Source organism: Streptomyces sp. NPDC033165 (assembly GCF_055577965.1).
This window is the reverse complement of sequence record NZ_JBVIPK010000006.1, coordinates 406449-430093: the sequence shown is the minus strand read 5'-3', so window position 1 is coordinate 430093 and position 23645 is coordinate 406449. Positions and strand designations below refer to the sequence as shown.

16 protein-coding genes are annotated in these 23645 nt (G+C 72.0%); 9 read left to right on the top strand and 7 right to left on the bottom strand.

Annotated features, from left to right (window positions below):
• The first annotated feature begins 72 nt into the window (after positions 1 to 72).
• Positions 73 to 501 carry a metallopeptidase family protein gene (locus ACZ5WC_RS17895; protein WP_311122856.1) on the top strand — a complete coding sequence of 143 codons (429 nt, stop codon included), beginning with the start codon at positions 73 to 75 and terminating at the stop codon, positions 499 to 501.
• Between the two features lie 185 nt (positions 502 to 686).
• On the opposite strand, the gene ACZ5WC_RS17890 is transcribed toward ACZ5WC_RS17895, so the two are convergent.
• The 3 genes from ACZ5WC_RS17890 to ACZ5WC_RS17880 form a co-directional block, all read right to left on the bottom strand.
• Complete coding sequence (locus ACZ5WC_RS17890) at positions 687 to 2231, bottom strand: DUF5719 family protein (RefSeq protein ID WP_468541667.1); 1545 nt, start codon at positions 2229 to 2231, stop codon at positions 687 to 689.
• Positions 2228 to 6163 carry a glycosyltransferase gene (locus tag ACZ5WC_RS17885; protein WP_468541666.1) on the bottom strand — a complete coding sequence of 1312 codons (3936 nt, stop codon included), beginning with the start codon at positions 6161 to 6163 and terminating at the stop codon, positions 2228 to 2230. Before ACZ5WC_RS17885 ends, ACZ5WC_RS17890 begins: the two co-directional genes overlap by 4 nt.
• A gap of 556 nt (positions 6164 to 6719) precedes the next feature.
• Positions 6720 to 6983 (bottom strand): WhiB family transcriptional regulator, encoded by a 264-nt coding sequence (locus tag ACZ5WC_RS17880; RefSeq protein ID WP_014046372.1) that lies wholly within the window; start codon positions 6981 to 6983, stop codon positions 6720 to 6722.
• Positions 6984 to 7661: 678 nt separating this feature from the next.
• Between ACZ5WC_RS17880 and ACZ5WC_RS17875 the strand changes: the two genes are divergently transcribed.
• Genes ACZ5WC_RS17875 through ACZ5WC_RS17865 form a run of 3 tightly spaced genes read left to right on the top strand, consistent with a single transcriptional unit; the run spans position 7662 to position 10490 of the window.
• Entirely contained in the window at positions 7662 to 8162 is a 501-nt protein-coding gene (locus ACZ5WC_RS17875; protein ID WP_468541665.1) for a cysteine dioxygenase, read from the top strand.
• Positions 8163 to 8175: 13 nt separating this feature from the next.
• Positions 8176 to 9132, top strand: coding sequence for a 2-phospho-L-lactate transferase (gene cofD / locus ACZ5WC_RS17870; protein WP_468541664.1), 957 nt, complete (start codon positions 8176 to 8178; stop codon positions 9130 to 9132).
• Complete coding sequence (locus ACZ5WC_RS17865; protein WP_468541663.1) at positions 9129 to 10490, top strand: coenzyme F420-0:L-glutamate ligase; 1362 nt, start codon at positions 9129 to 9131, stop codon at positions 10488 to 10490. The genes cofD and ACZ5WC_RS17865 overlap by 4 nt, the downstream gene beginning before the upstream one ends.
• A gap of 188 nt (positions 10491 to 10678) precedes the next feature.
• Here the strand turns inward: ACZ5WC_RS17865 and ACZ5WC_RS17860 are convergent, their stop codons facing one another.
• The 3 genes from ACZ5WC_RS17860 to ACZ5WC_RS17850 form a co-directional block, all read right to left on the bottom strand.
• Entirely contained in the window at positions 10679 to 11698 is a 1020-nt protein-coding gene (locus tag ACZ5WC_RS17860) for a DNA-3-methyladenine glycosylase family protein (RefSeq protein ID WP_468541662.1), read from the bottom strand.
• An 81-nt stretch (positions 11699 to 11779) separates the two neighbouring features.
• Positions 11780 to 12871 (bottom strand): mannose-1-phosphate guanylyltransferase, encoded by a 1092-nt coding sequence (manB, locus tag ACZ5WC_RS17855; RefSeq protein ID WP_468541661.1) that lies wholly within the window; start codon positions 12869 to 12871, stop codon positions 11780 to 11782.
• An 81-nt stretch (positions 12872 to 12952) separates the two neighbouring features.
• Positions 12953 to 14509 carry a peptidoglycan recognition protein family protein gene (locus tag ACZ5WC_RS17850; RefSeq protein ID WP_468541660.1) on the bottom strand — a complete coding sequence of 519 codons (1557 nt, stop codon included), beginning with the start codon at positions 14507 to 14509 and terminating at the stop codon, positions 12953 to 12955.
• Between the two features lie 137 nt (positions 14510 to 14646).
• Between ACZ5WC_RS17850 and ACZ5WC_RS17845 the strand changes: the two genes are divergently transcribed.
• The 4 genes from ACZ5WC_RS17845 to ACZ5WC_RS17830 all read left to right on the top strand — a co-directional run bounded on the left by ACZ5WC_RS17845 (position 14647) and on the right by ACZ5WC_RS17830 (position 20791).
• Positions 14647 to 15399: a TIGR03089 family protein gene (locus ACZ5WC_RS17845; RefSeq protein WP_468541659.1), complete on the top strand. Its 753-nt coding sequence runs from the start codon at positions 14647 to 14649 to the stop codon at positions 15397 to 15399.
• Positions 15400 to 15607: 208 nt separating this feature from the next.
• Positions 15608 to 17044 carry an LCP family protein gene (locus ACZ5WC_RS17840; protein ID WP_468541658.1) on the top strand — a complete coding sequence of 479 codons (1437 nt, stop codon included), beginning with the start codon at positions 15608 to 15610 and terminating at the stop codon, positions 17042 to 17044.
• Positions 17045 to 17268: 224 nt separating this feature from the next.
• Entirely contained in the window at positions 17269 to 19044 is a 1776-nt protein-coding gene (locus ACZ5WC_RS17835; RefSeq protein WP_468541657.1) for an LCP family protein, read from the top strand.
• A 37-nt stretch (positions 19045 to 19081) separates the two neighbouring features.
• A complete protein-coding gene (locus tag ACZ5WC_RS17830; protein WP_468541656.1) occupies positions 19082 to 20791 on the top strand; it encodes an LCP family protein in 1710 nt (569 codons plus the stop codon).
• Between the two features lie 85 nt (positions 20792 to 20876).
• Here ACZ5WC_RS17830 and ACZ5WC_RS17825 read toward each other — a convergent pair whose 3' ends face one another.
• Positions 20877 to 21905, bottom strand: a complete 1029-nt coding sequence (locus ACZ5WC_RS17825) for a glycosyltransferase family 2 protein (protein ID WP_468541655.1) — start codon at positions 21903 to 21905, stop codon at positions 20877 to 20879.
• Positions 21906 to 22040: 135 nt separating this feature from the next.
• Here ACZ5WC_RS17825 and ACZ5WC_RS17820 point away from each other — a divergent pair, with 135 nt between their 5' ends.
• A complete protein-coding gene (locus ACZ5WC_RS17820; RefSeq protein ID WP_468541654.1) occupies positions 22041 to 23603 on the top strand; it encodes an LCP family protein in 1563 nt (520 codons plus the stop codon).
• Positions 23604 to 23645 lie beyond the last annotated feature (42 nt).

Here is a 23645-nt window from a genome sequence, read left to right as displayed (position 1 = left end):
CCGAAGATGACTCCCCTATGCGCGATGTCTCCGTGATCGAGACACTCCCCGGAGCGTTACGCTGCGTCGGTGATGGACAGTCCCGTACCTCCCCACCCGTTCGAGCCCCGGCCCCGACGCCGTGACCGGCACGGCCGCGGTATGCGCGGGCCGGTCGCACCGCCGCAGGTGCCGTTGTCGGCCAGCCGGGGGGAGACGTTCCGCGATCTGGTCCAGGACTCCGTGGAGCGGCTCGAACGGCGCTGGCCCCAGCTGGCTGAGGTCGACTTCGTTGTCCTCGAAGTGCCGGGTACGCCGGAGGAGACCGTTCCGCTCGGCAGTGCCGTTCCTGCGGGCAAGGAGCGGCCCGCGCAGATCGTCGTCTACCGGCGGCCCGTCGAGATCCGCACCAAGAGCCGCGAGGAGCGCGCCCTGCTCGTGCATGAGGTCGTCGTCGAGCAGGTCGCCGAGCTGCTGGGGCTCGCGCCCGAGTCGGTCGACCCCAGGTACGGGCAGGACTAGCCCCACCCCGCCCCCGTACGACGAGGGCAGCGCTTGTATCGCCCGCCCCCGTACGACGAGGGCAGCGCCTGTATCACCCGCCCCCGTACGGACGAGAGCCTGACCCGTCCCACCCGGCCCCGCCACCACGGCAGGGCCCGCAGCCTCTGTCTCTGCCCCTGGCCCCGTCCCGCCGTCTGCTCGGTTCAGTCGTCCAGGACCGACAAGTCCTGCCTGGCCGACGGGACCGCGACCGTCCCTCCGTCGTCGGGGAGCGTCTGCACCGTGAACATCTGGACGCCGCCCTTCGTGAGTGCCAGGGAGCGCGACGCGTGGACCGGGCCGCCCGAGGTCGTCTCGACCGTCAGCGCGTACGTGCCCTTGAGCCCTTCGGGGGCCTTCGGGGTGACGGCGAGGGTCGTGCCGCTCTTGACCGTGTACGTCTCGACGGACGGTTCGCCGCCGCCGCTGCCCGCCGACGCGGTGACCTTCACCTTCGCCGTGGCGCCCGGGGCGGTCAGGGACAGCGTCGAGCCCTTGGCCCGGTTGTCCGCGACGCTCGAACGGGCGCCGACCGGTCCGGTGGCCGGGATGTAGGCGACCTCCTGCCCGTCGCCGCTGCCGCGGACCACTCGTAGCGCGGCCACGATCGGCGTCGCCCGGTTCTTCTCCACGGGGGTGAGGCGCAGGGAGCCCGGTTCGTCGCGGGTGACGTCCTTGAGGTCGGCGGTCGCGGTCATGCCGGACTTGATGTGGAGGGTGGCGTTCCCGGCCGGGGAGAACGTCGCGTTCTTCCCCATGAGCTGGACCTTCACGTCCGCGTCGTCCTCGCCGGGTGCGAACGCCACCAGCTGTACGGAGGTGGCGTCGGCCGGAATCCCCGGCATCACGAGCGTGCCCGACGGGTCGTCGGACGCGGTGATCCAGTCGCTGCCGGAGGTGTCGTCGGCGCTCAGGACGACCGCGCCGACCCGTCCGGAGCGGGTGGTGACGTGCGCGGTCAGCTCGTCGACCGCCTCGTCGGTGAGGGTGGACAGCAGGAGCGCGACGCTGGAGCGGGCGGGCACGGTGACGCCGTCACCCACGTCGGACTTGAGCGCGCCCTTCGGGCCGTAGAGCTCGATGTCCGCCACGGCGGCGCCATCGTCGGGGTTGGTGAGGTGCACATAGTCCTGGCGGGACTTCGCGGTGCTCGCGCCCGGGAACCAGAAGTCCGTGCCGGGGGCGGTGCAGGTGACCCCGAGCAGGCCACGCGCCCCGCCCGCGCTGACCTGGGTGGTCTGCTGGGCGGTCCAGCCGGGGGCGAGCCGACCGGTGGCCGTGCCGACGAGGGCCGGGGCGTCGGAGCCGTCCGCCTCGACGACGACCGGCTTTCCGGGCTCCTTCACAGCGAGGACCGGCTTCTCGGCCTTCTTCCTTGCCTTCTCCGCCGCTTCCTCGGCCTTCTTGGCCTTCTCCGGGTCGGTCTCGATCTCGTCGGTCTCGTCGACGACCGGCAGGGCCGCCTTCAGTTCGGCGGTGGCCTCGGCGTCGCCGCCCTCGCCCGCCGGGGTGAACGCGGTGTACTGCGTCTCCGCGAGCTCGGAGCTGCTCGGCGCCGGGCAGACCAGGCTGGAGCGCTCGACCGGGAGCAGCGCGGCGGCCTTCGCCTCCGGGGCCGCCGGGCCGTCGGGCGCGGTGACCGTGGCGAATCCGGTGATGGCGGCCAGGGCGACGGCACCGGCGATCAGGGACAGGTGGGTGGACTTCACTCGGACTCGCCTCGCGATGCGTTACCGGACGGCCACGGGGCCTGCCCCGGGGCCGGGGGGCCGGGCTGTTCGGCCTGTTCGCCGTTCTCGGTGGGGTGCTGGTACGGGTGGTGCGGCTGTGGCGGGTACTGCTGGCCGATGTACTGGCCGTACTCGTCGTACGCAGCGCTGCCGGTGCCGCCGCCGCTGGCGCTGCCGCCGCCGCTGCCCTGGTCGTTGTACTGCTGTGCGTACGGGTCCTGGGCGCCGCCGTAGCCGCTCCGGTCGCCGTAGCCGCTCCGGTAGCCCGCGTCCGGCTGTTGGTACTGCTGGTGCTGGTGCTGGGCGTACGGGTCCTGTTGGTACGCCGCGTAGTAGTCGGCGCCCTGCGGCTGCCGGCCGTCCCATTCCCCGTACTGCTGGTGCGGAACTTCCGCGTAACCGCTGGTGGCCTCCTGCGGGTCGTGCGCCGGAGCGTGCGCGGTGGGGCTCGCGGCGTACGGGTCGGCGGTCTGCTGCGCGGGGATGTACTCCCCCGGGTCTCCTTGCGCCACCGCGTCCATCGTGCCGTCCGCCCGGTAGTTCTCCCCGGGCTCCCCGGGCCCTCCGGCCCCTCCGGGCTCCCCGGGTCCTCCGGGCTCCCCGAACGCCCGGGACTCCTCCGCCGCGGCCGCCGCCTCGGCCTGGGCCGCGGCTCGCAACCTGCGGGCGCGGCGGCCCTCGCCGTCGACCGGCTCGGCGGCGACGGCCAGCGCCTCGTCGGGCAGGTCGTCGTCGATCTCCCGGCGGCGGCCCGGCAGGGCCATGACCACGAGGACGACGGCGAGCGCGGCCTGCGCCCAGATCCAGGCGGTGTGCGTGATCGGGGCGTCGTAGGTGAGGTCCAGGCGGCCGCCGTCGGCGGGGAGTTCGAATCCCTGGGCCCAGCCGTCGACGGTCTTGCGGGTCAGGGGCTTGCCGTCCAGGGTGGCCTGCCAGCCCGGGTCGGCGGTGTCGGCGATCCGCAGGACGCGGCCCGCTTCGCCGGACGGGATCTCGGAGTGGGCCTCGACGGGCCCGGAGCCGACGGGGAGGTGCTCGCCCTCGCCGGACGCCGGGGCGATCATGACGCGGGCGACCTGGCGGTCCACCCGCCACAGGGCGCTGCCGTCGAGCTGGCTGAGGCGGCTGAGGCCGGGGGTCACGTCGAGGACCCGGCTCATCTGGCGCGGTGCCCCGTCCCGTACGAGGACGTAGCGGATCGCGAAGCCGCTGAGCTGGCCGCCCTGGTCGGCGCCGGAGCCCGCGACGAGGTTGGCGACGACCTTGTCGAGGTGGCTGTTGGCACCGCCCGCCTCGGTCAGTTCGCCGTCGCCGAGCCGGGCGCCCGAGCCGCGGACCAGGCTGTACGCGACGGAGCCGGGCGAGGTGCCGCCGAGGACGAGGGTGCGCGGCTGGTCGCGGGTGCCGCTCTCCTCGGCCACGAACGCGGGCACCTGGACGGGGTCGCGCCGCTCCAGCGGGCCGTCCGCACCGCCGATCATCCAGCCGAACGCGGCCAGGACCGGGGCCAGCCCGGCGGCCAGGGCGATCAGCACGGCGACGGGCTGGCGCCAGCCGAAGCTCTGCTCGGCGACCCGGATGCGGGCCCCGTCCGCGCCCACCAGGGCAGCGGCGATCAGGGCGGTGCCGTAGACGAGGGTCGCGGGCCCGGCCCAGGTCGTTCCGTTGGTGAGGGCCGCGAAGAGCAGGCCGACGAGCGCGACCGCCCAGGCGGTCCGGACGGCGAGCTGCCGCTCCCCGCGCAGCAGCGCGGCGAGGGCCGCCAGCACGACGCCGAGGAGCAGGACGCCGCCCGCCGCACCCGGGCCGCCGGGGCTGATGCCGAGCAGGTCGAGGCCCGAGGCCGACCCCGTACCGAGGTCCATGCCCGCCTCCGTGAGGAGGGCGGACGGGTTCGTCAGGAGGGTGAGCGACCAGGGGGCGAGGACCAGCACCGGGGTGCCGACTGCGGCGACGAAGCGGAGTCCGTACGCCATGATGTCGCCGCGCCGCAGCACCAGCACACCGAGGCCGAGGACCACGGCGAGCGGCCAGACGATCGGCGTGAACGCCATCGTGAAGGTGAGGAGCAGCGTGTACGCCCAGGTGGCGCGCCAGCTGCCGCGCTCCCCCGCCGCGCTGTCCGCACGCAGCCCGTGGGCGGCGACGCCCGCGCGGGCGATCAGCGGAAGCAGGACGAGGAGGACGGCGGTGCCGATGCGGCCGGTGGCCAGGGCGCCGGTCGCGGCGGGCAGGAAGGCGTACGCGACGCTCGCCCAGGCCCGCAGCAGCCGCGAGGGCAGCAGCGGCCGGGAGGCGAAGTACGCGGTGAGCCCGGCCAGCGGGATCGAACAGACCAGCAGCACGCTCACGGCGAGGCCGGTGGAGCCGAGGAAGAGGGCCGACAGGGCGGCGAGCAGCGCGAGGTAGGGCGGGGCGGTCTGGGTGCCGCCGGTCCCGACGGTGTGCCAGGCGTCCGCGTACTGTCCCCAGAGCCCGCCGACGTCGGCGGGGGCGGGCAGCAGCGCGCCACCGGCCAGCGCGCCGCCGCTGAGCAGGTTGCGGCAGGCGATGAGCGAGACGACGAGCAGCACAGCGAAGAGGATCGGCCCGGGTTTGCGGCCGATGCGCTTGAGCCGGGCGAACTGGTCGACTTCGAGGAAGTCGGCGTCGTCGCCGCCGGGACCGGACTCGACGGCCCCGTGCCGCGAACCGCCCGAGTCGGCTTCCGTGCGGCCGCCGAAGTTGCCCGCGACCTGGTCGACGGTGGCCCGGACGGTGGCGCCGGGCGGCGGGAACAGGGCACGCAGTTCGGCCGCGTCGACGACGCCCTTTCCGCGGTTGCGGCGGGCGGCGAGGATGCGGCCGGGGCGCAGCAGGGTTCCCAGCAGGCCGGTGACCTCGTCGAGGGCCTGGCCCGGCACCTTGCCGACGAGGTAGGCGACGGTACGGAGCAGGGTGCCGACGACGAGCCGGAGCAGCACCCAGGGCAGGGCCTTGCCGCGCGCGTTGACGAGCATCGTGTAGACGGCGCCCGCCTTGTCGACGCGGTGCGGGCTGGCGACCGAGCGGCCGGCGCAGTCGATGGGGCGGCGCTCGCGGGCGGAGGCCTCGGCGTGTCGCAGGACGGCGTCCGGGGCGACGAGGACCCGGTGCCCGGCGAGGTGGGCCCGCCAGCACAGGTCGACGTCGTCGCGCATCAGCGGGAGCCTGCGGTCGAAGCCGCCGAGCTCCTCGTAGACGTCGCGGCGGATGAGCATGCCCGCGGAGGAGACGGACAGGACGGTACGGACCTGGTCGTGCTGGCCCTGGTCCTGCTCACGGCGGTCCAGGCCCGTCCAGCGGCGGCCGCTGTTGGCGATGGAGACGCCGACTTCGAGGAGCTGCTTGCGGTCGTACCAGCCGCGCAGCTTGGGCCCGACGATCGTGGCGTGCCGGTCGGTGTCCACGACGCGCAGCATCTCGGCGAGCGCGTCCGGCTCGGGTGCGCAGTCGTCGTGGAGCAGCCAGAGCCACTGGACCGGTTCGCCGTGCGGCAGCTCGGGCAGGTCGTAGTTCTCGTCGACCCAGGTCCGGCTGACCGGGTCCCAGCCGCTGGGGCGCTTGAGGTAGGGGAGGTCGTCCGGGGTCAGGACCCCGGCCGTGCGGGCCGCCTCGTCGACGGCGGTGCCGAAGCCCGTACGGCGTGCGAGGTGCAGTACGCGGTCGTCGCCGAGCGCCTCGGTGACCAGCCGGGCGGAGTCGTCGGCGCTGCCGGTGTCGGCGGCGACGATGTTCTGTACGGGGCGTTCCTGCCCGAGCAGCCCGGCCAGCACGTCGGGCAGCCAGCGCGCGCCGTCGTGGGAGACGAGCACGGCGGTGACGACGTGCCGGGGGAACTCTGGGGCGGCGGCGGCCGCGTTCGGCGCCGCCGAGTGGCTGTGCACGGACATCGAGGTACGGGCCCTCCGGCCGGGTCCGGGGGCATGTCCCCGGGGCTGCATCGGTGTACACGCGCGCCCCGGCGGGGCGTTGGTGCGTCTCGGACGGGGCCCCACACTAACGGTACGGATACGTGGCGGGGTCCCCGAGCGGGTGAAGGGCCGGGCGCGGACGGGCGGCGGACGGGCAGTGGACTTGCGGTGGGCATGCGGACGGCCCGGCGCCCGGGCCCTCCGGGAGGGTCGGGCGCCGGGCCGTCGCGGTTGCCGTTCGGGGGGGGTGGCTGGGGTCTGGAGTCCGGGGGCTACGGAGAGCCGGTGGCCGACGGGAGGGGCTGCATCGGAGGTCCGGCGTACGGCGGCGCGTAAGCCCAGAGGGTGTGAAGTACGGGAGTGAGTGGGGCGCTCGCCCTGGATGCAGCCCCGCAGCGGCGTCGGTTCCATGAACCGTCGTATGGCCCAGAACCATCGTCCGTCCCAGAACCATCGTCCGTCCCAGAACCGCCGTCCGTCCCGGGGCCATTGTCTCGTCCCAGAAACCTCGTCCGTCCTGGAACCGTCGTCCGTCCTAGATCGCGGCCTTCTTGAGGCGCCGCCGCTCCCGCTCGGAGAGTCCGCCCCAGATACCGAAGCGCTCGTCGTTGGCGAGGGCGTACTCCAGGCACTCCGAGCGCACCTCGCAGGCGAGGCAGACCTTCTTGGCCTCGCGGGTGGAACCGCCCTTTTCGGGAAAGAAGGACTCGGGATCGGTCTGGGCGCACAGTGCGCGCTCCTGCCAGCCGAGTTCCTCGTCCGCGTCCTCGACCAGCAGTTGCTGGAACAGCTCGGTCATGTGCGCCCCTCGTCTGTCTCTTGCGTCCCGTGATGCAGCCTTTTGCGGCTGAACGACACGAGTGAAATTACAAGTGTGTAGCTCTGGGGCAGTCAAGCGAGGATCTGCTATTGGCCCAGGGATTCACTCTGCGGAACCAAGCGTATACAGAAAGTGTTCAAATCGCCAAAAAACTGACATATGCCACCGGCCCCACACCCTCGCGCCCCCTCTTGATCAAGACGAACGGAAGTCCCTCCGTGTTGCGATTCGATCACTGAAGCGACCAGGATCACATTCAGGTCACGGAGCGTCAGCCGCGCTTGGAGGCCCGGATGGTGCGCCACATCTCCCCGCCCGCGAGTGCATAAACCTTTCTCCGGAACCGTCGACCGGAAGGGGTGAAACAATGCGCCCAAATCGGGCATTGGGTTGACAGCGGGCAGGGAGAGCCGTTCTCCTTGACCCCATGCCAGCGACCACAGCCATGCGCACGACCCACGTCCGTGGGTTCCGCAGCGCTGTCCAGGCCCGCTGTTGCTGTTCCAGCTGTCACAGCTGTTGATGCCGTAGCGCTCCAGCTCTGATTCAGCCTTCTCCGGTTTCCCGATCGGCTCCTCCGGCCGCTCGGCCCCTCTTTACTCAGCTCATCGTGACTCCCCGCACGCGCACCCCCCATGTCGAGGAACCACCGCAGCCATGAACAGTGACAGCGACCTTCAGATCGCCGGCGACCTTCTTGAGGTCCAGCACCTCCTCCAGCCCGCCCGCGAGCACCCCTCCACCCTCTCCGAGTTCGTCGGCCTCGCGCGCTCCGTCGCGGCCGACCGCGCACAGTGGGCCGGACTCGTCCAGTACGACTCCGCCTCCCGCTGGTACCACCGTCTGCGCACCGGCCCGGGCTATGAGGTGTGGCTGCTGAGCTGGGTGCCCGGACAGGGCAGCGGGCGCCACGACCACGGCCGCTCCGCCGGCGTACTGACGGTTCTGGAAGGGCAGTTGACCGAGCACACCGAGCGGGGCACCCGGACGCTCGGTGCGGGTGCGCAGCGCGCCTTCGCCCCGGGTTACGTCCACGAAGTGGTCAACGACTCGCTCGAACCGGCCGTGAGTCTGCACGTCTACTACCCGGGCCTGACCGAGATGCCGATGCACGCGTCGCAATCCGCCCCGACGGGCGTGGATGTCGTACCCGCCTGACAAACTGCTGTGCATGCGCATTGTTGTTCTGGCCGGTGGTATCGGCGGTGCCCGCTTTCTGCGCGGCCTCAAGCAAGCCGCGCCCGACGCGGACATCACGGTGATCGGCAACACGGGTGATGACATCCATCTGTTCGGGCTGAAGGTCTGCCCCGACCTCGACACCGTGATGTACACCCTCGGCGGTGGCATCAACGAGGAGCAGGGCTGGGGACGGGCCGACGAGACCTTCCGGGTCAAGGAGGAGCTCGCGGCGTACGGAGTGGGCCCCGAGTGGTTCGGGCTCGGTGACCGTGACTTCGCGACCCACATCGTCCGTACGCAGATGCTCGGCGCGGGCTATCCCCTCAGCGCGGTCACCGAGGCGCTCTGCGCCCGTTGGCAGCCGGGCGTGCGACTGCTGCCGATGTCCGACGACCGGATCGAGACGCATGTCGCCGTCGAGACGGACGGCGAGAGCAGGGCCGTCCACTTCCAGGAGTACTGGGTGAAGCTTCGCGCCTCGGTGCCGGCGCAGGCCATCGTGCCCGTGGGGGCGGAGCAGGCCAAGCCCGCGCCGGGGGTGCTGGAGGCCATCGGCTCCGCCGACGTCATCGTCTTTCCGCCGTCCAACCCGGTGGTGTCCATCGGCACGATCCTCGCGGTGCCGGGCATCCGCGAGGCCATCGCCGAGGCCGGGGTGCCGGTCGTCGGCCTCTCCCCCATCGTCGGGGACGCCCCCGTGCGCGGTATGGCGGACAAGGTGCTCGCCGCGGTGGGCGTCGAGTCGACGGCCGCGGCGGTGGCCCAGCACTACGGCTCCGGGCTGCTGGACGGGTGGCTCGTCGACACGGTGGACGCCGGTGCGGTGGAGGAAGTCGAGGCGGCCGGTGTCCGCTGCCGGGCGGTGCCGCTGATGATGACGGACGTGGACGCGACGGCTGAGATGGCCCGTCAGGCGTTGACGCTGGCCGAGGAGGTACGGGCGTGAGCGTTGCTCCTGGCGCTGTCGGCGGCGGTGCCGTCGATGGCAGTGCTGTCGGCGGCGGTGCGCCCTCATTTCGGGTCTGGGCGTCGGACGGGCTGCCCGAGGTCCGGGCCGGGGACGATCTCGCCAAGCTGATCGCCGGGACCGAGCCGGGGCTCGTCGACGGTGACGTCCTCCTCGTCACCTCGAAGATCGTCTCCAAGGCCGAGGGGCGGATCGTCCAGGCCGCGGACCGCGAGGCCGCCATCGACGCCGAGACCGTCCGGGTCGTGGCGCGGCGCGGGACACTGCGGATCGTGGAGAACCGGCAGGGTCTGGTCATGGCCGCCGCCGGTGTCGACGCCTCCAACACTCCGGCCGGGACCGTTCTGCTGCTGCCCGAGGACCCCGATGCCTCCGCCCGGGCCATCCGGGACGGGCTGCGGGACACGCTGGGCGTCGAGGTCGGCGTCGTCATCACGGACACCTTCGGGCGGCCCTGGCGCAACGGGCTCACCGATGTCGCGATCGGGGCCGCGGGGGTGCGGGTGCTGGACGACCTGCGCGGGGGGACGGACACGTACGGCAATCCGCTCAGCGCCACGGTCGTGGCCACGGCGGACGAGCTGGCCGCAGCCGGGGATCTCGTGAAGGGCAAGGCGGCGGGGTTGCCGGTCGCCGTGGTGCGGGGGTTGCCGCACGTGGTGGCCCCCGGGGACGACGGCCCCGGCGCCCGTGCGCTCGTCCGCGGTGCGGCCGACGACATGTTCCGGCTCGGGACGTCCGAGGCGGTTCGGGAAGCGGTGACCCTGCGGCGTACGGTGCGCGAGTTCAGCGACGAGCCGGTGGATCCGGGGGCGGTGCGGAGAGCGGTGGCCGCGGCGGTGACCGCTCCTGCGCCGCATCACACGACGCCGTGGCGGTTCGTACTGCTGGAGTCCGCCGAGTCGCGGACCCGGCTGCTCGATGCGATGCGGGACGCCTGGATCGCGGATCTGCGGCGGGACGGGAAGAGCGAGGAGTCGATCGCCAAGCGGGTGCGGCGCGGTGATGTGCTGCGCAACGCGCCGTATCTGGCGGTGCCGTGCCTGGTGATGGACGGCTCCCACACGTACGGGGACGAGCGGCGGGACACGGCGGAGCGCGAGATGTTCGTGGTCGCGGCGGGGGCGGGTGTGCAGAACTTCCTCGTGGCACTGGCGGGTGAGCGGCTCGGGTCCGCGTGGGTGTCCTCGACGATGTTCTGCCGGTCGGTGGTGCGGGAGGTGCTCTCGCTGCCGACGTCGTGGGATCCGTTGGGGGCAGTGGCGGTGGGGCATGCCGCGGAGGTGCCTCGGGAGCGAGGGGTTCGGGATGCGGAGGCGTTTATCGCTGTGCGGTGAGGTGTGTGCCGGGGCGAGGCGGGGCGAGGCGGGGCGAGGCCTTGGCAGGTGCGGGGGGGTGCCGCTGCGCGGGGCTCTTTTCCCCTACCCGCCCCTTCCCGCAACCGGGGCTCTGCCCCGGACCCCGCTCCTCAATCGCCGGAGGGGCTGGCGTAGGAGGCTGGGGTGGGCCGCGGGGCTGGGGTCGGCTACAGCGCCGCGATGTTTCCCGGGGTCATCCTCGGGCCCCGGCGCTCCGGCAGGCGGCCCGCCAGCAGGATCAGGCGTGTTGCCCTGTGGCGCTGGCCCTCGTACGGGCTCAGCAGGGTCAGCATCTCCTCGTCGTCCGCGTGACGGTTGTCCGCCAGGGCGTGGCCCACGATGCCCGGGAGGTGGTAGTCGCCCACCGTGACCGCGTCCGGGGCTCCGTTGGAGCGCTGGAGGGTTTCGGCGGAGGTCCAGGGGCCGATTCCCGGGATCAGTTCCAGACGGGCCTTGGCCTCGGGAAGCGGCATCGCCGATGCCTCCTCCAGCCTGGGGGCGACCCGTACGGCCCGCAGGATCGTCGAGGAGCGCTTGGTGTCGACCCCTGCTTTGTGCCACTCCCAGGACGGGATCATCGCCCAGGCGCGCGCGCCCGGCATGACATGGAGGCCCAGGTCTGCCGTGGGGCCGGGGGCCGGGGCGCCGTAGCGGCGGACCAGGAGGCGCCAGGCCCGGTACGCCTCGTCCGTGGTGACCTTCTGCTCCAGGATCGAGGGAATCAGCGACTCCATCACCAGGCCCGTGCGCAGCAGCCGCAGCCCGGGCCGCCGGTGCCGGGCCGCGGCGAGCAGTCGGTGGTGCGGGGTGAAGGCGTCCGGGTCGTCCTCCGCGCCCAGGAGCGCGGGCAGCCCTGCCAGCAGCCACTCCGCGCCCGGGCCCCAGGCCGCCGCCCCGATCCGGCCGCCGCGCGCCGCCACCCGCAGGGTTCCGGGGCCCTCGGGCGTCCGGGTCGCCCGCCAGAACGCGCCGTCCCCGGTCATCCGGAACGTGGGGTCGGCCGGGCCCCGGCGCAGAGGGCCCAGGACCAGGCGCAGGTCCAGAGGGCCGGGCGGAGTCCACTCCCGGGTCCGCTCCTGCGTCCCCTCCCGTCCTGTCCCCTCCCGGGTCGGCCCCGGCCGCCGTACCGGGGCTGCCTGGGACAGCAGCGCCGGGCGCGCGGTGCGTGGGGCGAATCGTCCTGCCACGGGGGGCCTCGTCAGGGGTGCGGGAGAAGGAACCCTTCGAGGGTACGGGGCGTAGCCCACCGGTCCCAGGACGAGCGGAGCCTACTGGTCCGACGAAAAGCGGATCGACGCGTCCGGGAGGGCCGCGCCGCACCAGATCCTGACCCCGTCGCGCAGCTCGTTGTCCGCGCCCACCTGCGCCCCGTCACCGATCACCGCGCCCGTCAGCACCGTACGGCTGCCGATCCTCGCGCCCGCCCCGATCAGTGAGTCCGTGATCCTCGCGCCCGCCTCGACGGTCGCTCCCTCCAGCACGGTCGAGCCGTCTATTCTCGCGCCCGCCCCGATCACCGCGTCGGCGCCGACCACCGTGCCGCCCGTGAGCTTGGCGTCGGTGGCCACCGTGGCCGTCTCCAGGACGAGGCGGTCGCCGCAGCGGCCCGGGACCGCCGGGGACGGGGCGCGGCCGAGGACCAGGTCGGCGGAGCCGCGTACGAAGGCCTGCGGGGTGCCCAGGTCCAGCCAGTACGTGGAGTCGACCATGCCCTGGAGGTGGGCCCCGGAGGCGAGGAGTCCGGGGAAGGTCTCGCGCTCCACCGAGACCGGGCGGCCCTCGGGGATGGTGTCGATGACCGAGCGCCGGAAGATGTACGCACCGGCGTTGATCTGGTCGGTGACGATCTCCTCCGGCGTCTGCGGCTTCTCCAGGAACGCCGTGACCCGGCCCGCCGCGTCGGTGGGCACGAGGCCGAAGGCGCGCGGGTCCTCGACCCGGGTCAGGTGGAGCGAGACGTCCGCCCCGGAGTCGTTGTGCGTGGCGACCAGGGCCCGGATGTCGAGCCCGGTCAGGATGTCGCCGTTGAAGACCAGGACCGGTTCGTCCGGCCCCGAGGACAGCTTCGGCGCGACGTTGCGGATGGCTCCGCCGGTGCCGAGCGGCTCCTGCTCGGTGACGTACTCGATGTGCAGACCGAGCGAGGAGCCGTCGCCGAAGTACGGCTCGAAGACCTCGGCCAGGTAGGACGTGGCGAGCACGATGTGCTCCACCCCGGCCGCCCTGGCCCGCGCCAGCTGGTGGGTCAGGAAGGGGACGCCCGCCGCCGGGACCATCGGCTTCGGGGTGTGCACCGTGAGCGGGCGCAGTCGGGTGCCTTTGCCACCGACCAGGAGAATCGCTTCTTTTGCCTCTGTCACAGCACCGTCTCTGCTTTCCTGCTGGGGCCTGGCCCGGTTGGTGGCTGGCCAGTCTAAGCAGACCGGTCGGAGATGCCCCGGTCAGCGGCCCTGCAGTTTGGCGGAGGTGGTCCGGGCCGTGCCGAGCTTCTTGTAGAGACGCGCTCCGGGGCATTCGGTTGCGAAACCGTCCCGATGGCCCGAGATGACGTTCATTTTGACCTTCCTGCCCTTCGGGTACTTGTTGCTTCCCGCGGAGACGAGGGTGACCTTGCCCTTGGGGTTGGCCCCGAACAGTCCGAGCTTCCAGGCGGTTAGCTTGGAGACGGCGGTCACCGCGGCGGCGGGCGGGTTGGTGGAGGTGTAGGTGCCGAGCACCGCGACGCCCATGGTGTTGGTGTTGAAGCCCAGGGTGTGGGCGCCGAGCACCGCCCTCGCGACGCCGCCCGCCCGGCCCTCGTAGACGTTTCCGCACTTGTCGACGGCGAAGTTGTAGCCGATGTCGCGCCAGCCGCTGCTCTGGGTGTGGTAGCGGTAGATGCTGCGGAGCACTGCGGGGGCCTGCTTGCAGGTGTAGTTGTTCCCGGTCGCGCTGTGGTGCACGAAGGCCGCCTTGACGGACCTGGTGTACACGAAGTTCCGCTCGCGGAGCCTCTCGTCCGCGCCCCAGCCCCTACGGGTGATGATTCCCGGACGGGGTCCGATGTACGGCTTCGCCCCGGCCGCGACGACCGCCGCCTCCTCCTCCGTCTCCGCCTTGGTCAGCGCGGGGATGAAGGTCGCGCCGAGCGGGGCGAGTTCCGCGTTGACGGCCGAGGTGGCGGCGGATTCGGCGGTGAGCGCCGGCACGGCCACCACCGTGGTGGGCGGCGGGGTGTCGGCGAGCCTCGCCGGGGTCGTGGCGGGGAGCTTCGCCGGGGTCGCGGCCCGGTTGACGGGGGCGCCCCGGGCGGGTTCCGGCTCCGGGTCCTCGCCGGGGTCGACGAGTTCGAGGCGCAGCCCCTCGGGGAGCGGCGCGGCGATGGTCCGGTTCTGCGGATCGGGGGCCTCCGGGCGTACGCGGACCTCGACGCCGTCCGAGTCGCCGACCCAGAGCGGGGCCGTCGCCCCGCGCACGGTGCCGGACTCCTGCTCGGTGCTGCCGAGGTCGGCGGCGTGCTCGGCGTTGTGCGTCTCGATGTTCTGCCAGTCCGACCAGTCCGTCGTCCCGGTCGCCCGGGTACGGACCTGGACCGTGCCGTGCAGCTCGGTCCCGGCGTCGTCCCAGACCACGCCCACCAGGGAGAACGGGCGGGCGTCGCGTTGGGCCAGGCCCTGGCCCACCGCGCCCGCGACCCGGTTCGACGGTGCGGAGAGGGGTTCCAGGGGCAGGGACTGCGTCGAACCGGCGGGCTCGGCCGCGGACGCCGTGGCCGCGCGGGTCTCCCCGGTGCCGAGGTCCGTGCCGCGCGGGCTCGTGGCGGTTGGGCCCGTGGCGGTGTCGGGGCGGGGCTCTCCCTCGGGCGCGACGTCGAGTCGTACCGACGGCGGGCCCGCCCCCGGGGTCCCGTGGGACACGGAGGGGGGACGGGCAGGGGCGGAAGCGGCGGGGACGGCGAGCGGCAGGGTGAGGGCCGCCGCGCAGGTGACGCCGACTGAGGTCACGAATAGTGCACGCATACGCATGATCCTGGGCATACACCCCTTAATCCGGCCACCCGGACATCGGCCCATAAGTGACGCCCCGTCTGCCGAACCGGTGTACGTGACACCCGTTCAGCCCGCCCCGCACGGCGTCCCCGCGTACGCTTGCGCGGATGAACTCCAGCGACCGCACCCCCGCCGACCTGCTGCGATCCGCTCTCGCCGCGGACCCCGCCCGCCCCCTGGTCACCTTCTACGACGACGCCACCGGAGAACGCGTCGAACTGTCGGTGGCCACCTTCGCCAATTGGGTGGCCAAGACCGCCAATCTGCTCCAGGGCGACCTGGCCGCGGAGCCCAGCGACCGGCTCGCCCTCCTGCTTCCCGCGCACTGGCAGTCCGCCGTCTGGCTGCTCGCCTGCTCCTCGGTCGGGGTCGTCGCCGACGTCCAGGGCGACCCGGCCGCCGCCGACCTCGTCGTGACCGGCCCCGACACCCTGGAGCGGGCGCGGGCCTGCCGGGGTGAGCGGGTCGCGCTCGCCCTGCGCCCGCTGGGGGGCCGGTTCCCGCAGCCGCCCGAGGGGTTCTCGGACTACGCGGTGGAGGTGCCGAGCCAGGGAGACCGCTTCGCGCCCTTCGCCCCGGTGGACGCCGACGCGCCCGCGCTGGCCGTGGGCGGGGCCGAGCTGACGGGTGCGCAGCTCGTCGCCCGGGCCCGCGAGGACGCCGGCACCCTCGGGCTCGTACCGGGATCACGGCTGCTGACCGGGCGTACGTACGACACCTGGGACGGGCTGAGCGCCGGGCTCTTCGCCCCCCTGGCGGCCGGCGGGTCCGTGGTCCTGTGCCGCCACCTCGGGCAGCTGGACGCGGACGGGCTCGCCAAGCGGATCGAGAGCGAGCGGGTCACCGGCACCGCGGAGTGAGGCGTGCGGGCGCCACCAACAGAGCAGTATGACAAGCGCTCTGAGGTGCACTCGTCCGGCCCACAGCGGGCCGAGTCCCCGGTACCGATCGCCGGGGCGGGTAGATGATCGGCGGTACAGACCACTCTCCTGGCAGCACACAACCAAGCGTGAGGTTCAGCCGTCTACTCCTGCGACCGGCGGCCCATCGCGCCGCCGAACGTGAAGGATGGACGCAGACGTGACCGACAGCGCTGACCCCCCGGCCGACCCGGACCGCCCGGCCGGGGCCACGCCACCGGGCAGGTCGCAGGAGGAGTCCGGGCCGGACGACCGGGCCACCGACGAGAAGGCCGCCTCGGACTCGACGCCCGCACCGGACGACACGCCCGCCCCAGACGACACGCCCGCCCCGGACGCCGGACCCGAAGACGCCGACGACACCGGCACGAGCACCGGAACCAGCACCGAAGCAGCGCAGACCTGGGCCGACCACCCCAAAGACGCCGTCATGGCCGCCCGCCGCAGCCACTGGCTGCGCTGGACCGCCCTTGCCGCCTCGTTCCTCGTGCTCGTCGCCGCGGGCGTGGGCTGGTGGATGTACAGGAAGCTCGACGGGAACATCACCCCCGACACCAGCGCCGCCGCCGAACTCAAGGCGTACGAGGAGGAGCGGCCGGAGCAGGTCGTCGTGGACGCCCAGAACATCCTGCTCATCGGGTCCGACAGCCGCGCCGGGGACAACCGCGAGTACGGGCGGGACGACAGCGGCAGCCAGCGCTCGGACACCACGATCCTGCTGCACCTCGCGGCGGACCGGAAGAGCGCGACCGCGGTCTCCGTACCCCGCGATCTGATGGTGGAGATCCCCAGCTGCCGCACCGGGGACGACAAGGAGACCCGGGAGCGGTTCGGACAGTTCAACTCGGCGTTCGCGCTCGGCGGTACCGCCTGCACCGTCCGGACCGTGGAACGGATGACCGGCATCCGTATCGATCACCACATGGTCGTCGACTTCAACGGCTTCAAGGAGATGGTCGACGCCGTGGACGGGGTCGAGATCTGCCTCAAGGAGCCGATCGACGACAAGGACGCGCGCCTGGAGCTCCCGGCCGGACGGCAGAAGCTGAACGGCGAGGAGGCCCTCGGTTACGTACGGGCGCGCAAGACCCTCGGCAACGGCAGCGACACCGAACGGATAGAGCGCCAGCAGCAGTTCCTCGGCGCCCTGGTCAACAAGATGCAGAGCAACGGTGTGCTGCTGAACCCGACCCGGCTCTACCCGGTGCTGGACGCGGCGACCAGGTCGCTGACGACGGACCCCGGACTGGCCTCGCTGCGCGACCTGTACGACCTGGTGCGGAGCATGCGCGATGTACCGACCGATCAGGTGCAGTTCCTGACCGTGCCCCGGCAGCCGTACCGCCAGAACCCGAACCGGGACGAACTCGTCGAACCGGACGCGGGTGAACTGTTCGAGCAACTCCGCGAGGACCGGCCCGTGGCGGTCGTCCCGGCCGACGAACTCAAGGACGAGGAGAGGGCGCAGAAGAGTGGCCAGGAGCGGGAGCCGAGCGGAAATCCGGACGGCACCGGGTCCGAGAGCCCGGCGCCGACGCCCACCTATTCGGGCTCAAGCGCGGCCGACGACCTGTGTGAGCAGTAAAGCAATTCCCAAGACACCGAAGACAATCGACGTGGAATGGGAAGAATGCCCGGTTGTAAGGGGCGTGGAATATGTCACGCACGTCGCCCCACCAGGAAAGTGCCGGATAGTGTGGCGCGATCCGGTGCTTCCGGCCGTCAGGTCGTGCACTGCTGGAGCGAAGGAACGAGCGCCTTACCGGGGGAGGGCGCCTCGCGTGGCACCGACGGAGGATCTGGGCAACCGTGGACGCGCATAGCCGTGGGCGGGCGGACGATATCGACCCCGCCGACCAGTGGGTACTCAACCCGCAGACCGGCAATTACGAACTGCGACTGAATCACTCCGCTGGGGAATCGAGCAGCCCTTCGCGTACGGCCACGGCTACCGAAGGAACCGGTCGCCGCGGCGACTCCCGGGCAGACTCGGGTGGTCGAGGGGCCGGTACGCGGGAACGTGAGGGCGCCCCGGACAGGCCGCGCCGCGAGGTCCCCGGCCAGCGCAGCCGCCGCAGCTCCCAGGGCGGGCGCGGGGCCGCCGAGCCGCCCATGTCCGGCCACCGCCGGAAGCGGAAGACCAAGAAGTCGCGCAAGAAGAAGGCGCTGCTGTGGACGGGCGGAGTCATGGCGCTCGTCGTGGCGGGCACCTCGCTCGGCGCGTACCTGCTGTACGAGAAGCTCAACGGGAACATCGACGCCATCGACGTGGGTGACGCCGGCAACAAGGACGTCGTCCCCGACGGCCCGATGAACATCCTGATCATCGGTACCGACAAGCGCACCGGCAAGGGCAACGAGGGCTACGGCGACAGCGGCAGCGTGGGCCACGCCGACACCAACATCCTTTTCCACGTCTCCGAGGACCGCACCAACGCGACGGCGATGAGCATCCCGCGCGATCTGATGACCGAGATCCCCGAGTGCGAGGCGAAGCAGCCGGACGGCACCTCCACCGTCATCCCCGGCACCCCGAAGGAACGCTTCAACACCAGCCTCGGCCAGAACGGCCGTGATCCCGGCTGCACCATGAAGACGGTCGAGAACATCACCGGCGTCAAGCCGGATCACTTCATGATGGTCGACTTCAACGCGGTCAAGGAACTGACCACCGCGGTCGGCGGCGTCAAGGTCTGCATGGCCAAGCCGATCGACGACCCGAAGTCGCATCTGAAGCTGCCGCAGGGCGAGTCGAAGGTGCAGGGCGAGAACGCGCTGGCCCTGCTGCGCACCCGGGACAGCTTCGGCAACCGGAGCGACCTCGACCGGATCAAGGTGCAGCAGCAGTTCCTCGGCTCCATGATCCGGGAGATGAAGTCGAGCGACACCCTGACCAACCCGAAGAAGCTGTACAAGCTGGCCGACGCGGCCACCAGGGCCCTGACCGTCGACACGGCCATCGGCGACGCGAAGAAGCTGATGACGCTGGCGCAGGAGATCAGCAAGGTCGACACGAAGAACATCACCTTCCTCACGATGCCGGTCATCGACAACCCGGCCGAGCCGAAGCCCGTCACCGTGGTCGTGGACCCGGTCAAGGGTGAGCAGCTCTTCGCGATGCTGCGCGCCGACACCTCTCTGACCGAGGTGAAGCAGAAGGAGAAGGCCGCCAAGGGCAAGCAGGCGGCCCTGCTCAAGGGCCCGAAGGCCGAGCCCGCCGACGTACGCGTGGACGTCCTCAACGGCGGTGAGATCCCCGGTGCGGCGGGCGCGACCGTCACCTGGCTCCAGAACGAGCAGGGGGTACTGAAGTCCGCCAACAAGGCCAACGCGCCGGAGAAGATCAAGAAGACGACGCTGGAGTACGCGCCCAACCAGGCCGATCAGGCCCGGGCGCTCGCCGCGATGATGGGACTGCCCGCCGCGGCCATGAAGCAGGGCACCGCCGATGCCGAGGGCCTTGAGGCGATGGTGCTCACGCTGGGGGCGGACTTCAAGGGCGCGGGGCAGCCCGTCACCGGGCCGGCGAAGGCTCCGGAGGGCGTCGAGCAGGCAAGCGCCGACAAGGCGGTATGCGCCAAGTGACATCGAGTCGCCGCGCCACGGCGGAAATCTGAACAGCATGGGGGGTCCCGTGGGACGGAGCAGTACACGCGGGGAGGGGACGCGATCACGCGTCCGCCGCGCCGATCAACCCGGCCAGGGCGAGAAGCCGTACGACGGCGACGGGCCGGGGGGCGGCCACGGACCGGGGCACGGGCCGGCGGGCGGCGAAGGCGGCCGTCGGGCGGCGAAGCGCCGCGGCAGTGACGGCGGCCGGGCCCGCGGGCGCAGCAGCCGCCGTGCCCCGAAGAGCGGGAAGCGGCGGGTGCTGCGCTGGAGCGCCTGCGTGCTCTCCGTGCTGATACTCGGCACCGGCGGCGCCGGTTACCTCTACTACGAGTACCTCAACAGCAACATCAAGAAAGAGGATCTGACCCTCGGCGACAAGCCGATGGCCGATCACAAGGCCAACTCGGCCGGGCAGACCCCGCTCAACATCCTGCTCATCGGTTCCGACGCCCGGGACTCCGAGGCCAACCAGAAGCTGGGCGGCGCGAAGGAGACCTTCGGGGCTCCGCCGCTCGCCGACGTACAGATGCTGCTCCACCTCTCCGCCGACCGCAGCAATCTGTCCGTGATCAGCATGCCGCGCGACACCATGCTGAAGATGCCGAAGTGCACGGCCCCGGACGGCGAGGTCTTCCCGGCCAGCACGGGGGACGTGCAGACCAACCAGAGCCTGGGGCGCGGGGGTCCGGGGTGCACGGTGGCCACCTGGTACGAGCTGACCGGCATCCGGATCGATCACTTCATGATGATCGACTTCGCGGGTGTGGTGTCGATGGCCGACGCGATCGGCGGCGTCCCGGTCTGCGTCGACGCCAACATCCACTCGCTGACCTCCGACGGCAAGGGCTCCGGGCTGAAGCTGGAGAAGGGCACCACGTACGTCAAGGGCGAGCAGGCCCTCCAGTGGCTGCGCACCCGCTACGGCTTCGAGGACAACACCGACCTCGGGCGGGCCAAGGCCCAGCACCAGTACATGAATTCCATGGTCCGCGAGCTGCGCAAGGGCACCAAGCTCACCGACCCGGCGAAGCTGATGAACCTCGCCGAGGCCGCCACCAGCGCGCTGACGGTCGACAAGGGCCTGGACACGGTCAAGAAGCTCTACGACCTGGCCGAGGAGTTCAAGAAGATCCCGACGAAGCGCATCACGATGTCGACCATGCCGAACGTGTACGGCACCGGCGCCAACAGGGGCCGGGTGTACCCGAAGGCGGGCGACGCGGAGCAGCTGTTCCGGATGGTCCGGGAGGACGTACCGCTGGACGGCAAGCCCTCCAAGCGGAAGGCGCCTGAGCCGAAGGACCCGTCCGCCCCGGTCGGCGAGATCGCCGTGGCCGTACGGAACGGGACCGCCACCGACGCGCTCGGACCGGCCTCCGGTCGGGCGACCGATGTGGCGGACCAGCTGAAGGAGGCGGGCTTCGCGCGGACCACCGTCGACCCGAACAATGTGACCGGGGCGGCGCGCACCGGAATCCTGTATCCGAGCGCGGACCTGGAGGGCGACGCGCAGGCGGTCGCCAAGGCGCTCGGGATTCCGCTGTCGCAGGTGAAGAAGTCCACGGACGTCTCGGGGATCTCGCTCTCGGTGGGCGCCGACTGGCGCGAGGAGGGGGTCTACCCGGTGTCCAAGGGCGAGGAGAAGACCCCGGATTCCGCGGGTGCGCTCAACGGGGAGCAAGAGGCGTGCATGGAGGTCAACCCGGCCTACACCTGGTGACGGCATAGCAGTCCGTACGTACGTGAGGGCCCCACCGTTCAGCGGTGGGGCCCTCACGTACGTGTCGAATGTCCGGTCGGTCCGGTCAGACCGTCTCGCTGCTCCCCGCCAGCGACGGGCGGCGGCTCGCGATGACCTTCTTCGCCAGGGACCGGGGGCTGGTGAGGAAGCCGAAGCCCCAGCACATGTGCATCGTCGCCAGCGCCACCGGGATCTGCGCGCGGGCCTTCAGCGACAGCCCCTTGCCCGCGGGCACCGACCCGGCGAGGATCGCGGCCGCGTAGCCGCCGGGGACGACCAGCGCCCACGGGGTGACGGTCGCGCCCAGGACCAGGCCCGCCGCGATGGCGACGACGGCGGTCGGCGGGGCCAGGTAGCGCAGGTTGATCGAGCCGGAGTGGTAGCGGGCGACGACGTGACGCCAGCGGCCGTAGTCCTTGTACTGCTTGGCCAGCGCCTTCACCGAGGGGCGCGGGCGGTACTGGACGCGCAGCTCGGGCGAGAACCAGATGAGCCCGCCCGCCTCGCGGATGCGGAAGTTCAGCTCCCAGTCCTGGGCGCGGATGAACTCGACGTTGTAACCGTCGGCCCGCTCCAGCGCCTCGCGGCGGAAGACCCCGAGGTAGACCGTCTCGGCCGGGCCCGCCTGGCCGCCCGTGTGGAAGGCCGCGTTGCCGACGCCGATCTTCGAGGTCATCGCGGCGGCGACGGCGTCCTCCCAGGCGTTCTCGCCCTCGGCGTGCATGATGCCGCCGACGTTCTGCGCGCCGGTCTCCTCCAGGAGGCGGACGGCGGTGGCGATGTAGTTCGGCGAGAGCATGCCGTGGCCGTCGACCCGGACGACGATCGGGTGGCGGGATGCCTTGATCGCCGCGTTGAGGGCTGCGGGGGTGCGGCCGGTGGGGTTGGGGACCGTGTGGACCCGGGGGTCCTCGGCGACCAGCTCGGCCGCGATCTCGTCCGTGCGGTCGGTGGAGGGGCCGAGCGCGATCACGACCTCCATCTCACCGGCGTACTCCTGCTCCAGGATGTGCCGGACCGCGTTCCTGAGATGGCGTTCCTCGTTGAGCACCGGCATGATCACGGAGACGGCGGGGTACTGCGCGGCAGACATGTGGTCCTCGGGGGGTCCTCGGGGGCGCCGGGGGTTTCGTACCCCAGGAGGCGGCTCTGTTTCGGCCGCCACGTTACCGCGAATGGGGGACACCGGTGCGCGCGCCGCCCGGTGGCGGGCCGGGGCGGAGATCCTATGGGCCTACCGTCGGACGGTCCCCCCTGCACCACGGAGGTGTCTCCCCCCGTGCCCACGCCGCAACGACCACAGCGCCCGTCGCACCCCCGCGCCACTCCCCCGAGGCGCCGTCCTCCCCAGGGTGCGCGGCCGGTCCGCTCGCGCAAGCAGGACGAACGGCCGCGCTGGGGCATGCGGGTGGCCACCGGTCTGTCCGTGCTGGTGCTGGGCGCGGGTGGGATCGGTCACGCCGTGGTGAGCAACCTGGAGACCGGGATCGGCCGGGTCGACCCGTTCAAGGACATGAAGAACCGGCCCCAGGGCGGCCGCGGCACGAACCTGCTGCTGGTGGGCACCGACGGCCGGGACACCATCACCGAGGAGGAGCGGAAGAAGTACCGGCTGGGCGGCGCGCCCTGCCACTGCACGGACACGATCATGCTGGTCCATCTGTCGGCCGACAAGCAGCGGGCGAGCGTCGTCAGCCTCCCCCGGGACAGCTACGCCGAGATGCCCGCCCACACCGACCGCACCACGGGCAAGCACCACGAGAGCCACCCGGTGAAGCTGAACGCCGCGTACGCGGAGGGCGGGCCGACGCTGACCGTGCGGACCGTCGAGAACATGACGGGCGTCAAGATCGACCACTATCTGGAGGTCGACTTCACCAGCTTCATGAAGACGGTCGACGCGGTGGGCGGGGTGAAGATCTGCACGGCCCGGCCGATGAAGGACTCGTACACCGGGCTGAACCTGCCCGCGGGCACGCATGAGCTGGACGGCGGCCAGGCCCTCCAGTACGTGCGCTCGCGCCATGTCGACGTGGCCGCCGACCTGGGCCGGATGGAGCGCCAGCAGAAGTTCATGGCGGCGCTGATCAAGCGGGCGACGAGCAGCGGGGTGTTGCTGAACCCGGTGAAGTTCCAGCAGGTCTCCGCCTCGGTGCTGGGCTCGGTCCGGGCGGACAAGGGGTTCGGTACGGAGCAGATGCTGGCACTCGGCCGGGCGATGAAGGACTTCAGTCCGGCCTCGTCCGAGTTCACGTCCGTGCCCATCGGCAACCCCAGCTTCCCCGTCAAGGGCATCGGCTCGACGGTGCAGTGGGACGCGGCGAAGTCGAAGAAGCTGTTCCAGGCCCTGCGCGAGGACCGGCCGCTGGCCCCGGAGAAGCCGGAACCGAAACCCGAGGCGGGCCCGCGGCAGCCGCCCGCCACGCTCGTCGACGTGGCACCGAAGGAGATCCGGGTCCAGGTCTACAACGGGACCCCGAAGGACGGCCTCGGCCAGACCGTCGACGAGGGGCTGCGCGCCACCGGGTTCACCACCACGGGAGGCCCGCTCAACGGGGAGCTGCGGGATCTGAAGCGGACGCTCGTGGAGTACGACCCGCGCTGGGACCGGTCGGCGAAGTCCCTGGCCGCCGCCCTGCCCGGGAGCGAGCTGAAGGCGGTGAAGGGCCAGGGCGGAACCATGAAGGTGACGGTGGGCTCGGACTTCGCGAAGGTGCAGCGGGTGAAGGCGGAGGCCCGGCAGGCGGGCGAGTTCTCCACGGTGACGGGGGACGAGGTGGTGTGCCCGTAGGCTTCCGGGAGCCTGTACGGGTCAAGCCTGTATGGGGTTTCG